Genomic DNA, 13,344 nt, shown 5'->3' on the forward strand with positions numbered 1-13,344 from the left:
TTAAAATTCCATGCCTAACAAAGCTAAATCGGTCACTATTTTTGATGTTGCTCACCACGCGGGGGTGTCTAAATCGACTGTGTCGCTGGTGCTTACGCACAGCAATAAGGTAGCCGATAAAAGCAAACAAAAAGTGTTACAAGCCATAGAAGAGCTAGGCTATGTGTATAATCGTGATGCTGCAGCTATGCGCTCTGGGCGCACTAACCTAGTGGTTGTAGTAATTGACGATTTAACAAACCCACTTATGGCATTGCTTGCTAAAAGTATAGAGCAGGCATTAAGCGAGGCTTTTTTTCAAGCCATTATTGTTAGTAGTAACAACAGCGTAGAGCGCCAAACGCAGCTAATAAATAATTTAAAAGAATACAAAGTAGCTGCATTTATAATGTGCCCTGTGGCAAATACCTGTGCACAGTGGCTCGACAACCTTACTACTGCCTACCCAGTCATTAGCCTAATGCACGAAGTGCCCTACAGCTCAGCCCCGTGTGTTTTGCCCGACTACACTAAAGCAAGCCACCTAGTCACATTGCAGCTAATAATTGAGCCGCCTAAAAACATGCTGTTTATGGGGGATGAAAGCTTATCGGCACAGGCTTTATTAAGTGGCTTTAATAGCGCGTGTCAAAAACACAATATAACCCCCGAGCCTGCAATTACGTGCACAAAAAGCACCCCATTACATGCTAAGCAAGTATTTAGTAACACATTACTTAATAAGCCGAGTATTGACGCGGTAGTATGCGCTAACACTGTTATTGCACATGGCGTTTTAAGCGCCGCCCCGCATTTAAAAAACAGTATAGTGAGTTGCTTACATATTCCTGATATTACCGAAATGCAGCCTCGCTTTACTAGCGCTAATATAAGCACACAAGAGCTTGCTAAGCGCAGTATTTTAGTGCTGCAAGAACAACTCCAAACACACACAGCACCAGTAAAAACGCTGGTAAATGTAAACTTACAAATTAGAGAAACACCGTAATGAAAAAAGTGCTGGTAATTGGTTACGTATGGCCAGAGCCAAATTCGTCTGCTGCGGGTACGCACATGATGTCGTTATTAAACGCGTTTAAAACGCAAAATTGGCAAGTAGAATTTGCCACCCCAGCACAACGCACCGAGCACATGGTAAACCTAGATGAGTACGGTATTACCAGCCAAAGCATAGCCCTAAACTGCGAAAGTTTTGATGAGTACGTTAAAGCGTACAACCCAGACATAGTGATGTTTGACCGCTTTATGATGGAAGAGCAATTTGGCTGGCGTGTAGACAAACATTGCCCTAATGCCATTAAAATACTCGATACCGAAGATTTACAGTGTTTACGAAATGCGCGCCACGAAGCGCATAAAGGCGAGCGCGAGTTTACCACCAGCGATTTACATTCCGACATAGCAAAACGCGAAATAGCGGCTATTTTGCGCTGCGACCTCAGCTTAATTATTTCAAGCTACGAAATGGAATTGCTCAATAGTGTATTTAAGGTCGAACCAAGCTTATTACACCATTTACCGTTTATGGTCGATTTAAGTGCATTACCTAAAACCACAAAAAGCTTTGATGAACGCACGCACTTTATGACCATAGGTAACTTTAGACATGCCCCCAACTGGGACGCCGTGCTGTATTTACAAAAAATATGGCCGCTTATTCGCAAGCAACTACCAAAAGCCGAGCTACACATTTATGGCTCTTATCCGCCCCCAAAAGCAACTGCACTTAATAACCCTAAAACGGGGTTTTTAATCAAAGGCTGGGCCGACGACGCCTATGAGGTAATGCAAAGCGCACGCGTGTGTTTAGCACCGCTTCGTTTTGGCGCAGGTATAAAAGGCAAGCTGCTAGAAGCGATGATAATGCAAACGCCCAGCGTTACCACTAATATTGGTGCAGAGGGAATGCACAACGATTTACCTTGGCCTGGTAAAGTGGCTAATAATACCGACGATTTTGCAAATGCAGCCGTTGAGCTTTACACCAATCAAGCCGATTTTGAACATGCGCAACAAGCTGGCAAAACACTACTTAATACCTTGTACGACAAAGTAAAATTAAACACGGGGTTAATTAATAAAATTGACTCAATAAGCAAGGATTTAAAAGCGCACAGGGAAAAAAACTTCACAGGACAAATGTTAAAACATCATACTATGCGCAGTACGCAATATATGGCGCAATGGATTGCTGAAAAAAATAAAAAATTAGATTAAAAATGACTAGACTCCTACAAATTTGTGTTTAAAATCGCGCCCATTACAAATGGGCGTTTTAGCCTATACTTTTAGCTAATTTATTTACTCACTGGTCCATACAAGATTTGAAAACTGCAACCTTTACTGAAAAGCGCAAATTTATCGTTAAATTAGGTAAAATGCTACACAAGTACGGCACCCCTGCGTACCGATTAGAAGCACACTTAATGGAAGTGGCCACCTACTTAGGGCTTAAATCGTCTTTTGTTATGTCGCCAACTTCAGTAACATTTGTAATTTGGACTGATGGCCACGAAGACGAATACACCCACGTGGCACGCGTAGACCCAGGCGATCACGACTTAGGCTCACTAGCCGATACCGACGATTTGGTAAATCAAATGCTCGACGACAAGCTCACTTTACAAGAGGTTGATGCCCAGCTTGATGCCATTTACGACATGCCAAATCCGTACAACAAACTCGTAACCGGTATTGCGTTTGCAACGTCGGGTGGTGCGTTTGCTATGTTAATGGGCACCAGTTGGACAGACGTTATTTGGTCTGGCTTACTCACCTTAGTTGTATATTTATTTGTGTTATGGTCAAGTCGCTCTAAACGTGTTGCACATATGCTTGAGCCACTTGTAGCCATTATTTCAGCTATATTAGCTTGTGCGGTAAGTGTGTACATAACCCCCGAAATTAATATACGTTTAGTGGTGCTTTCAGCCATTATTGTATTTATACCAGGCCTTGCCCTTGCACTTGGTTTAGCCGAACTTGCAGCTAGGCATTTGGTGTCGGGAACTGCGCGGGTAATGGACTCGTTTATGCTGTTGTTTAAATTGTACTTTGGTGCATTTATTGGCATAGGCATTGGCTTTGCCATTTTTGGCCAAGCAGACTTTGTGCAACCAGAGCCTCTTCCTAAATGGACTGCTTGGCTAGCAATACTTCTGCTTTGTAGCAGCTTAGTTGTTATATTTAGAACTAAAATTAAGCATGCGGGCTGGTCTATCGCATCTGGTTTTATAGCCTATGGCACGAGTATTGGCTCGGCAATGTACCTTGATTATACGTTAGGTACATTTGTTGGGGCGCTTTCGGTTGGTGTGTTTAGTAACTTATTTAATCGCGTTGCAAATGCCCCAGCCTCCATTGTTGCCATGCAGGGCTTAATTGTACTGGTACCCGGCAGTAAAACTTATATTGGCTTAAACTCGCTTATTGAAGGCCAAGATTTTGTTTATGCTGAACATATAGGCCAGCAAACGTTTTTAATATTTATGTCGCTTGTAGCAGGGCTTATATTTGCAAACGTGGCTTTACCGCCTAAAAAAAGCTTATAAACTTGTTGTAACTAATAAGCCCGTTAACTTTGTAACGGGCTGTGTTGTTTAAACTGCTATTCGTTATGGGGGATGGTTAGTACAATTTTTCCTACGTGTTGTTTTTGTGCAAACACCTTTTGCGCCGTAACAATTTCACTCAGTGGGAATGTTTGCGCCACTATGGGCTTAGTTTTTTCTTGTTCAATAAAGTTAACTAAGCTTTTAAATACCTCAGGCTCTATAACTGTACACCCAAAAAAAGTTAAATCTTTTAAGTACAAAGTACGTATATCAAGCTCTACTAATGCCCCGTCTATAGCGCCCGACACCGCATAACGCCCTTTTGGCTTTAATACTTCCAAAAGCGTAGGCCATTGCTCGCCAGCAACGAGGTCAATGACTACATCAACACTGTTTTTACCTAAGGCTTGAATTAAATCATCTTCACGAAATATAACCTTATCAGCACCTAACTCTTCAAGCTGCTGTGCCTTACTTTTACTTGTAATAGCAATAACAAAAGCACCACGCGCTTTGGCTAATTGCACCGCTGCAGAGCCAACCCCGCCCGAGGCCCCCGTAATTAAAACAGTTTCCCCTGGCTGTGGGTTTGAGCGAAATAGCATGTTTTCGGCCGTAGAATATGAGCACGGAAAAGAGGCCAGCTCTTCATCACTATAGTTACTATTGATTTTATAAGCGTGAATCTGGCAGTCTATAATGAATTAGGTGGTGCACTTCCAATTAGAATCTAGGCCTTGTGTTTTATACAACTATTTTGATGGGTGTCACAATTAAGTTTTAGATGGGTATCCTGATTATTTTATTAATGCTTTTCATACTTATTTACTGGAAAGTGGACTTTCAAAGGGATGTGGTGGTGTATTCCCAATAAAGTATTAACTTGTTATTTACAAGCAATGCTATAGTTAGTTATATCGTTTTAGGTGTTGATTCAATAAAAAATAAATGACGAACAATATAATAATAAAAATCAATATAGTGTGGTTTCGCTTTTTTATGCTCCTGTTATTTTTACTAACAAGTAGTGCTACATATGCCAATAGCTCTTCACTAACTTCATCTGATATAAAATCAATCCAAAGCTTGCTTAGTGATATTAAAGCCAACAAGCTAGATTACCTTTTGCACCAAAAAGAGCTAACCTACGCTTATAATGTCACTAAACATAAAAAGCACAAACAGTTGCACCTTGAAGCGGCAGCCTTATATTCAGAGCTACTTTTTAGGCAAGAAAAATACACCGCACTGAGTACTCATTTGCTTGAGTACTTAAATAATACTGATCTTATTAATTATAAAAGTAGTCACCTGCTACTTTTAGAGGTTCAGCTTAAGCTTTATGCAATTAACAAAGAGCTAAGTAATGCGCAATCGCTTGCTAAGCAGCTTCAAGTGCAGGTAAAACAGCTCGCTCCTAACGATAAAATTATTGTTTTTCGTGCTATGGCCTATTACTACACCGAAACCGACGAACTTAAAAAAACATTAAATGCAGCATTAATAGGATTAGAGCTTGCTATAAAAGAAGAAGACATAGCCTCGCAGGGCTACTTTTTTAGAAAAATTGCCGACGCTTACAACTACCTCTATAAAGATGATAAAGAAAAAGCCATTTATTATGCCCAAAAAGCGGTCGATGCCTACGAGCAAACAAGCGACGGCCTATTTACGGCAAAAGCTTATTGGAGCTTAGGAAATGTATTACTGGAGGTCGGTCAGCCTAAAAACGCGCTTGTATACTTAAATAAAGCGCTGGCTTATTTTAGTAAAGTTAATATGAAAAAAGGGTTAGCCTTTGCTCAATATTCTATTGCAAATATTCAATACCTGCAGGGTAATTACGATACGGCTTTAATGCTCGCAAACAAAAACATTGCACTTGCAAGCTCCGCCGGCATTAACGATATGCATTTAGCCTCAATGATTTTATTATCAGATATTTACATTAAACAAAATTTATTAAATAAAGCCAACCAAGTAAACGACGAGGTATTTTTAAATCTCGATAAATTTAGTCGCAGCATTTATAAGGCTGATTTTTTAAGCAAACGCTATAAATTAAAGCGTCAACTTAACTACACCGAGGATGCCTTTAACGCCATTGAAGATGAGCTTGCTTATACAATAGAACATTACGAAGCCACCAGCGAAACCAATATAAAAACCTTGCAGGTTAAATTTGAAGTAAAAGAAAAAGAAGACAAGATTTTACAGCTAGAATACGAAAAAAACATAAACAAATTGCAAGCTACAGAAGAACACCAACAAAAAATAATTTGGCGGTTAAGTGCATCTATTGCCTTTATTGTGGTGCTCGTATCGCTATTTTTATTTTACCGACAAATGCGCCAACGTAAAAAATACCATGCTATAGCATTAACCGACTACCTAACTAACAGCTTAAACCGACGTGGCATACTACAAAAAGCTGATGAGTGTTTATCCCAGCAGAGCCTAGCAATAGCTATTGTCGATTTAGATTACTTTAAAGCTATTAACGACAAATTTGGCCATGATATAGGAGATTTAGTACTTGTAAAATTTGCTCAAGCAGCAAAAGACACACTAAATACTACTAACAAGTTTGGACGCTATGGCGGCGAAGAGTGGCTATTTGTTTTAAAAACACAAAACCGGGATAAAATAAGCAGCTTTTTTGAAAATCTTGAAAATAAGTTAGCGCAGTACTGTAGTCATATTGAGGCATTGCCAAGTAAAACACACGTTACCTTTAGTGCTGGCGTGGCAATAAGTCATGCTAAAAGCGACTCACTTAGCGAGCTAATTAAACGTGCAGACCAACAACTCTATAAAGCAAAAGAAAATGGCAGAAACCAAATAGCAATCGCGTAAATATACGTTATTACTGCCCTTCTATAATCATTTGTTTTATTTTTATCGCTTTTTCAAAGTGATCTAACTTATGGGTGTGTATCCACCACGTAGCGGCTTGCATCAGCAGCTCTGGATTGTCGTTTTTATTTGCAAAAAAAGCGTAAAAAGAAAGACCTACGTTTTCGCCTTTGGCTGCTATTTTTTTATCGCATACAGCTATAATTTTTGCTTTTAGTTCTTTCTGCATACATACCTTATTTAATTGTATTTTAATTATCTAAATATACCGTTTAAAAAACTAACAATTAGCTGTAAAAGACTTCTATCAACAATACTATGATTCTCAAACTCTTTATTAGGCGTATTTACTTTTGTAGCTTTGCATTCATTATCTAGTGGCTCATATTTATGTAAATCGGTTTCATAAGCTATATCGGCTTGCTCCATACATTTTGCAGAGCCCGCATAAGGCTGAGCAGCACAGCCAGTTAAAAATATACACAACAATAATAAAGCTACAAACGCTTTCATAATCAATCCTATTTAAAGCACCCTTCTGCCTTAGATTATAGCTACAAAGTTACTTATTTAATCGGCTATCAAAACAAGTAGGTCAATAAAAAACACACCTACTTCATCGAAAAAGGTATCCTCTTTAGCATCCTTTTTTAATTGAGCACTTATACATTCATTATAAACTTCTGAGCTTGTTTGGGAGCCATTTAGCTCAGTCACTTCAGCTTCTTTTATACATAAGCTTCGATCAGAATGCGAAGCTGTACTACATGCACTTAACAATGCACACAGTAACAGTGCTGTAATGGGGGTTTTTATATTCATCCTTAAACAATCCTGTTAACTAAAGTTTTATAAACCACATATGTAAATGACTATATAAAACCTGTACCTAAATAATGCCATCACTTTATCACTTCACTAAAATATACAACCAGTAAATATTTGTAAGTATCTGTAGAACTAAAACCTGAAAATATTGCATTAGTTTGCTTGTAAAAATTACAGACCGTTTATTTTATAGCTGATTAAAAAACACATAAACAACTAAAAATCAATAGGTTAAAGTTTGGCATCTAGTTTGCTTTGTTAATGACATAAGCAATTTGAGAACAAGTAAAAGGATTAATTATGAATATTTTTGAAGCGCTACGTTACGATCACGATAAACAACGTAAATTGGTAGATGCACTTATTGAAACTCATGGCGATACGGATGAGCGCCACACGTTAATGAGTGAACTTAAAACAGAACTTGAAGATCACGCCAAATTTGAAGAACGCTTTTTTTATAATCCACTGATGTGCGATGACTTAACTCAAGAAAAGGCGCGTCATAGTGTTGCTGAACATCACGAAATAGATGAGTTAGTTGAGCAATTAGAAGACACTAAAATGAGCTCATCTGTATGGCTTAAAACAGCGAAAAAGCTTAATGAATTAGTACACCACCATTTAAGCGAAGAAGAACGTGAAGTATTTCAACTTGCTGGAAAAGCATTAACTGAAAATCAAAAAGAAACATTAGCAAAACGCTACAACAAAGCAATGCACTAAATATTGTAAACCGACTTCCATACACTCCCTGTGTACTTATTGGTTATAAGCCTATGGCTTATAACCATTTTTTTTGCTTAATACTTATACTGTGTATTTAACGTCTTGATCACGTAATAAGTAAAGTGCAAAACATGCTGCCCACATTGGCCACGCTGTAAAAAACAATAAGTTATTAAAGCCATCAATATACTGATTATAAGATGAAAGTGTAGAAAGGCCATGCATCACAAAAATGATTCCGTATGTAAGGCGCTTATTAATACCCGCCATAAATGCTAAAACCAAAACAAGTTGTACAGCACCTATAACGTAAGCAATTATATCCGTAGAACCACTAATACCATAAAAATGTTCAAATATACGTGCGCTATGTCCAGGGTTAACAAACTTATCGAATGTCCACATTATCATTACAATAAACACCCCTAAACGCAAAGAGAAGAGTGACCATTGCAAACGGTTTTGCACATCAGAGTTAATTGTACCTGTCATAAAACTTCCTTAAAAAAATATTAATAAACGTTGAAGTAAGCTAGACCGTATAACTGAGCTTTTATTTCAAAAAAGAGTAATTTTTTTCAATACATGTTTGATGAACCTATAAGTTTATAAAAATAAATTAATAACACACAGGTTTCATTAAAATAGACTATGCTTAAAAAAACCATACAAAGCAGCAGCTTACATTATATTTTAAAACTAGGTACTTAAGTATGAATTTATTAATAGAGTATTGGCTTTCGTTCTAAAAAATAAAAAGAAGACTAAATTAATTGAAAGTTATTTTTAAGGCTTTCGGTCTTTATCGCCAACAACATTTTAATCGTAGAGAGAAAACGTTTGAAACACGCACAATTAGCAATCGCGCTAGCCATTATATTAAACACACCATTACTAGCATTTGCAGCTGAAGAATCAAAAGCAATAACTAAAAGCGCAATTGAGCATATAGAAGTAGCTGGCCAAGTTCTTAAATCTCAAGGTTTATCTGTAAAAGATGCCACTGTGGACGGCCCTTTCGGGGATAATTTGGCATTGCAAGACATCGCACGCTCAGTAACGCCTATTTCAAGTGAGTTAATAGAACAACTTAACATCACTACCCTACAAGATGTACTTGCGGTTAGCCCAAACACATACTCTGCAAGTGGCTTTGGTGCACCTAGTTTGCCTACTATTCGTGGCCAACTCGGAGAGCTTTTTCAAGACGGTACACGCCGTCAAGCAGGTAACAATGGCTTTGGTGTGCCTTTATCGTTCAACTCTATAGAACAAATAGATGTAGTAAAAGGTGCACCACCTGTTCTATTTGGTTCAAGCCAACGTAACGGTGGTTTTGTAAATTTACACTCAAAGACTGCTTCTACAGATGAAAGTAAAGGTAAAGTTAAGCTATCAGCGGGGCGATGGGATCAATACAGTGCGCAAATAGATTACACCGCGCCAATTATTCAAGACAAAGTGGGTCTTAGAGTAAGTTACGAGCATCTTGATGAAGGCAGCTACTACGATTATTCAGGTACAAAAAGCGACAGTTTATTTGCAGCACTTAGAATATTGCCAGACGATAAAAGCAGCTGGGATATTAACTTTGAACTATACCAAGTTGAATTTACCGATAACGCAGGCATTAACCGCCCTACTCAAGCCTTAATTGATGATGGCCTTTACATAACAGGCCAAGGCGTACAAACCAATGGCAGTACAGTACCGGCGGCGGGTTCAATTGTATCGCCTACAGGGCAAATAAAAATAAATCGCAGCACCGTACTTACCGATCCTGATAATCAAAACGAAGCAACAACCTATTTAATTCACAGCATTTATAAGCGTGAACTAAGTGCTAATACTTCATTAAAAAATATTACGTATTTTCAGCATTTACAGCGTGAAGAAATAGCACAAAACAGCTTTGTAGAAATTATAGACGGCGCTGATACCGCCCAAAACCGAACTGAGCTTACGTACCGCTGGAACAGCGACCAGCAAACAATTTTTGCTTTTGACGTGCGCTACAATAAAGTACTCGGCTACAGCCAATTTACTACCGAAGCCGATTTACCAATTGATTTAACAGGCCCGCTTTCAAACCGCCGCATACCATTAACCGATGCACAAAAGGCGCGCTTAGTAGAGCTAAGACCAGGTGTATTTGTATCGCCTGGTGGTCAATACGACTTAGATAACGATGGCAGCGGCGACTTTAACCTATCAGACACCACCGACTCACGCTCATGGCAAACAGGGCTTGCTATTCAACAAGACTCAGATTGGGGTGATAAGCTTCATACTAGTGTGGGTTACCGCATTGATTTTTACGATGTAGAAGCAAACGACCCTATTGCACCGCAAGGCCAAGTTGCTGCAAGCGATAGCATTAACGAAATACTGCACTCTGGCCAAGTTAGCTTTAACTACAAAATAAATGCCGACTACACCACTTACGGTGCAGCAAGTTATAACGAAGCAACGTCAAACAGTATGGCTGGCGGTACATCGCTAGGCAGCGATAACACCATTAGCGCACAAAATTTTGCTACCGAAAACACATTAGTTGAGTTTGGCTTAAAGTACGCCCCAACCGACAGCGATTGGTATGCTGATGGCGCGGTATTTAGTCAGCGCCGCAGTTTACGTAATCGCGATGGCAGCAATACAGGTATCCGTACTACGGGTTTTGAAAGCCAAGTATTTTACGATGCTTACCCTTATTGGCTCAGTGCGGGTTACAGCTACATAGATGCTCGTTATGACAACTCTGCAAGTAGCCAAGATTCTGCTCAAGTAATCGACGCGTTTGATAATTCGCGCCCAGATATTATTGCAGGTACTGGTGTTGGTGCACCCAACTTTACTGCTTTTGCACCTTCAAACCGCCAAGTTCAGGGCATTCCTGAGCAATCATTCAGTTTTAATGGAAATTATTCAATTAATTCGAAATGGCAAATGGGTTTTTCAGGTCTATATACAAAGAGTTACCCATTAGACTTTTTGGCAACAGTTAAAATTCGTGATCAATACACACTAAACGTAAATACTAGCTACGCATTTACGCCTAGCACTAAGTTGCGATTAGATGTAAATAACGTCACTAATCAAAAAAACTGGCGCCCTGTATTTGAAGGTGGTTACTTTGGTGCAACGCTGGCTTTTCCAGAGTTACCAATTAACGCAAAACTAACACTTACACATAATTTTTAAGAACGTTTTAAGAGAGAGAACATGATAAAAAAACTATTTTTGATATTGATTGCAGCGGTCGTAATAGGCATGTTCTTTCACTTTAATTTACATCAGCTACTTACACTTGAAGGTTTAAAAGGCTCTATGGAGCAATTTAACCAATATAAAGAGCAATCACCATTATTGGTTTTTGGTGGCTTCTTTTTACTATACGTAGTAGTAACAGCTCTCTCATTACCGGGCGCGGCAATACTAACACTGGCCGCAGGTGCGTTATTTGGCTTAGTTGAAGGCTTACTTGTAGCCTCTTTTGCCTCTACGGTAGGTGCTACGCTTGCCTTTTTAGTATCGCGTTACTTACTACGCGATACAATTAAACAACGTTTCCCTGAGCGTTTAGACTCTATTGACGCAGGCGTTGAAAAAGAAGGTGGCTTTTACTTATTTACACTTAGGCTAGTGCCAGTATTTCCGTTCTTTTTAATTAATTTATTAATGGGTGTTACCGCAATTAAAGCATGGACCTTTTACTGGGTAAGCCAAGTAGGCATGCTGGCGGGTACATTTGTATTTGTAAACGCGGGTACGCAACTTGCGCAAATTGAGAGCTTATCAGGCATCTTATCGCTCGATCTTATTTTATCGTTCGCCTTATTGGGTGTATTCCCATTCATTGCTAAAGGAATCTTAAACGTGTTTAAAAAACGTCGCGTATACAAAAATTACACTAAACCTAAAAAGTTCGACCGCAACATGATTGTTATTGGCGCAGGTGCTGGCGGCTTAGTGACAAGCTACATTGCAGCAGCGGTTAAAGCTAAGGTAACGCTAATTGAAGCCGGTGAAATGGGCGGCGACTGTTTAAACTACGGTTGTGTGCCAAGTAAAGCCGTTATTAAAAGCGCTAAAATTGCCGAGCAAATTCGCCACGGAGAACACTACGGACTAGAAAACGCCACACCGCAGTTTTCGTTTAAAAAAGTAATGGCACGTGTACACCAAGTGATTGCCGACGTAGCACCACACGATAGCGTTGAACGTTACACAAATCTTGGTGTAGATGTAGTTAAAGGCTACGGGAAATTATTAGACCCGTGGACTGTAGAAATTAAACTTAACGATGGCGGCACGCAAACGTTAACCGCTCGCACGATTGTTATTGCAACCGGCGCACGCCCATTTGTACCGCCACTGCCTGGTATTGAAGAAACAGGCTATGTAACAAGCGATACGCTATGGACTAAATTTTCTGAGCTTGATGAAGCCCCTAAAAAACTGGTTGTACTTGGCGGCGGCCCAATTGGTAGCGAACTTGCTCAAAGTTTTGCCCGTTTAGGCTCAAGCGTTACGCAAATTGAGATGAGCGAACGCATCATGATCAAAGAAGACCTAGAAGTATCTAAATTTGCACATGAAGCGCTAACCGAAAGCGGCGTAAACATTTTAACCTCGCATCAGGCACTGCGCTGTGAAGAGCGCGACGGTAAAAAATTCATTGTGGTAAAACATAACAATACCGAAATCGATATTGAATACGATGAACTACTATGTGCTGTTGGCCGAAGCGCTCGCCTTAAAGGTTACGGCCTTGAAGAGCTTGGCATAGAAACCAACCGTACTGTAGTCACTAACGAATACCTAGAAACACTCTACCCTAATATTTTTGCAGCAGGCGATATTGTAGGCCCGTATCAATTTACGCACGTAGCCGCTCATCAGGGCTGGTACGCAGCAGTAAATGGCTTATTTGGTAACCTTAAAAAGTTTAAAGTCGATTACCGTGTTATTCCGTGGACCACATTTATTGACCCTGAAGTAGCACGTGTTGGCTTAAACGAGCAAGATGCTATTGATAAAGGCATAGATTATGAAATTACTCGCTTTGAATTTGAAGAGCTAGACCGCGCCATTACCGACAGTGCAACAAAAGGCTTTATAAAAGTAATTACCCCTAAAGGTAAAGACAAAATCCTCGGTGTTACTGTGGTATCTGAGCACGCTGGCGATTTGATTGCTGAGTTTGTACTGGCAATGAAACACGGTTTAGGCCTTAACAAAATACTAGGTACTATTCACAGCTACCCTACGTGGGCTGAAGGTAATAAGTACGCAGCGGGTGAGTGGAAACGCGCTCACGCACCTGAAAAAGTACTTAACATGCTTGAAAAATACCACACATGGCGCAGAGGCTAAT

Annotated in this window: 11 protein-coding genes and 1 pseudogene; 7 read left to right on the forward strand and 5 right to left on the reverse strand. The window is 39.6% G+C overall.

The window, feature by feature from the left end; genetic code table 11:
* Positions 1-10 precede the first annotated feature (10 nt).
* The 3 genes from CWC17_RS10745 to CWC17_RS10755 all read left to right on the forward strand — a co-directional run bounded on the left by CWC17_RS10745 (position 11) and on the right by CWC17_RS10755 (position 3,551).
* A complete protein-coding gene (locus CWC17_RS10745; protein WP_138612850.1) occupies positions 11-988 on the forward strand; it encodes a LacI family DNA-binding transcriptional regulator in 978 nt (325 codons plus the stop codon).
* Positions 988-2,217, forward strand: a complete 1,230-nt coding sequence (locus tag CWC17_RS10750; protein ID WP_138612851.1) for a glycosyltransferase — start codon at positions 988-990, stop codon at positions 2,215-2,217. The genes CWC17_RS10745 and CWC17_RS10750 overlap by 1 nt, the downstream gene beginning before the upstream one ends.
* Positions 2,218-2,324: 107 nt before the next feature.
* Entirely contained in the window at positions 2,325-3,551 is a 1,227-nt protein-coding gene (locus CWC17_RS10755; RefSeq protein WP_082422665.1) for a threonine/serine exporter family protein, read from the forward strand.
* Positions 3,552-3,607: 56 nt separating this feature from the next.
* Here the strand turns inward: CWC17_RS10755 and CWC17_RS10760 are convergent.
* Positions 3,608-4,240: pseudogene (locus CWC17_RS10760) on the reverse strand (zinc-binding dehydrogenase); the annotation flags it as partial.
* A gap of 262 nt (positions 4,241-4,502) precedes the next feature.
* On the opposite strand from CWC17_RS10760, the gene CWC17_RS10765 reads away from it, so the two are divergent.
* Entirely contained in the window at positions 4,503-6,410 is a 1,908-nt protein-coding gene (locus CWC17_RS10765; protein ID WP_138612852.1) for a tetratricopeptide repeat-containing diguanylate cyclase, read from the forward strand.
* 10 nt (positions 6,411-6,420) lie between these two features.
* Here the strand turns inward: CWC17_RS10765 and CWC17_RS10770 are convergent, their stop codons facing one another.
* Genes CWC17_RS10770 through CWC17_RS10780 form a run of 3 tightly spaced genes read right to left on the reverse strand, consistent with a single transcriptional unit; the run spans position 6,421 to position 7,232 of the window.
* A complete protein-coding gene (locus CWC17_RS10770) occupies positions 6,421-6,639 on the reverse strand; it encodes a DUF6500 family protein (RefSeq protein ID WP_138612853.1) in 219 nt (72 codons plus the stop codon).
* Positions 6,640-6,665: 26 nt separating this feature from the next.
* Positions 6,666-6,923 carry a putative periplasmic lipoprotein gene (locus tag CWC17_RS10775; protein WP_138612854.1) on the reverse strand — a complete coding sequence of 86 codons (258 nt, stop codon included), beginning with the start codon at positions 6,921-6,923 and terminating at the stop codon, positions 6,666-6,668.
* Positions 6,924-6,980: 57 nt separating this feature from the next.
* On the reverse strand, positions 6,981-7,232 hold the full coding sequence (locus tag CWC17_RS10780) for a hypothetical protein (protein ID WP_138612855.1): 252 nt from the start codon (positions 7,230-7,232) through the stop codon (positions 6,981-6,983).
* 306 nt (positions 7,233-7,538) lie between these two features.
* Between CWC17_RS10780 and CWC17_RS10785 the strand changes: the two genes are divergently transcribed.
* Positions 7,539-7,964, forward strand: a complete 426-nt coding sequence (locus CWC17_RS10785; RefSeq protein ID WP_138612856.1) for a hemerythrin domain-containing protein — start codon at positions 7,539-7,541, stop codon at positions 7,962-7,964.
* Positions 7,965-8,048: 84 nt separating this feature from the next.
* Here CWC17_RS10785 and CWC17_RS10790 read toward each other — a convergent pair whose 3' ends face one another.
* The gene (locus tag CWC17_RS10790) at positions 8,049-8,459 is read right to left on the reverse strand and encodes a hypothetical protein (protein WP_138612857.1); all 411 of its coding nucleotides are present in this window, start codon (positions 8,457-8,459) and stop codon (positions 8,049-8,051) included.
* A 348-nt stretch (positions 8,460-8,807) separates the two neighbouring features.
* On the opposite strand from CWC17_RS10790, the gene CWC17_RS10795 reads away from it, so the two are divergent.
* Positions 8,808-11,168, forward strand: a complete 2,361-nt coding sequence (locus CWC17_RS10795; RefSeq protein ID WP_138612858.1) for a TonB-dependent receptor — start codon at positions 8,808-8,810, stop codon at positions 11,166-11,168.
* 21 nt (positions 11,169-11,189) lie between these two features.
* Positions 11,190-13,343, forward strand: a complete 2,154-nt coding sequence (locus tag CWC17_RS10800) for a dihydrolipoyl dehydrogenase family protein (protein ID WP_138612859.1) — start codon at positions 11,190-11,192, stop codon at positions 13,341-13,343.
* Position 13,344: the final 1 nt, after the last annotated feature.

The sequence above is a fragment of the Pseudoalteromonas sp. S3785 genome (genome assembly GCF_005887365.1).
Classification (GTDB): Bacteria; Pseudomonadota; Gammaproteobacteria; order Enterobacterales; family Alteromonadaceae; genus Pseudoalteromonas.

Coding starts and splice junctions, on each gene's coding strand:
- CWC17_RS10745 (WP_138612850.1), top strand. CDS start 11: ATGCCTAACAAAGCTAAATCGGTCACTATTTTTGATGTTGCTCACCAC.
- CWC17_RS10750 (WP_138612851.1), top strand. CDS start 988: ATGAAAAAAGTGCTGGTAATTGGTTACGTATGGCCAGAGCCAAATTCG.
- CWC17_RS10765 (WP_138612852.1), top strand. CDS start 4,503: ATGACGAACAATATAATAATAAAAATCAATATAGTGTGGTTTCGCTTT.
- CWC17_RS10770 (WP_138612853.1), bottom strand. CDS start 6,639: ATGCAGAAAGAACTAAAAGCAAAAATTATAGCTGTATGCGATAAAAAA.
- CWC17_RS10775 (WP_138612854.1), bottom strand. CDS start 6,923: ATGAAAGCGTTTGTAGCTTTATTATTGTTGTGTATATTTTTAACTGGC.
- CWC17_RS10780 (WP_138612855.1), bottom strand. CDS start 7,232: ATGAATATAAAAACCCCCATTACAGCACTGTTACTGTGTGCATTGTTA.
- CWC17_RS10785 (WP_138612856.1), top strand. CDS start 7,539: ATGAATATTTTTGAAGCGCTACGTTACGATCACGATAAACAACGTAAA.
- CWC17_RS10790 (WP_138612857.1), bottom strand. CDS start 8,459: ATGACAGGTACAATTAACTCTGATGTGCAAAACCGTTTGCAATGGTCA.
- CWC17_RS10800 (WP_138612859.1), top strand. CDS start 11,190: ATGATAAAAAAACTATTTTTGATATTGATTGCAGCGGTCGTAATAGGC.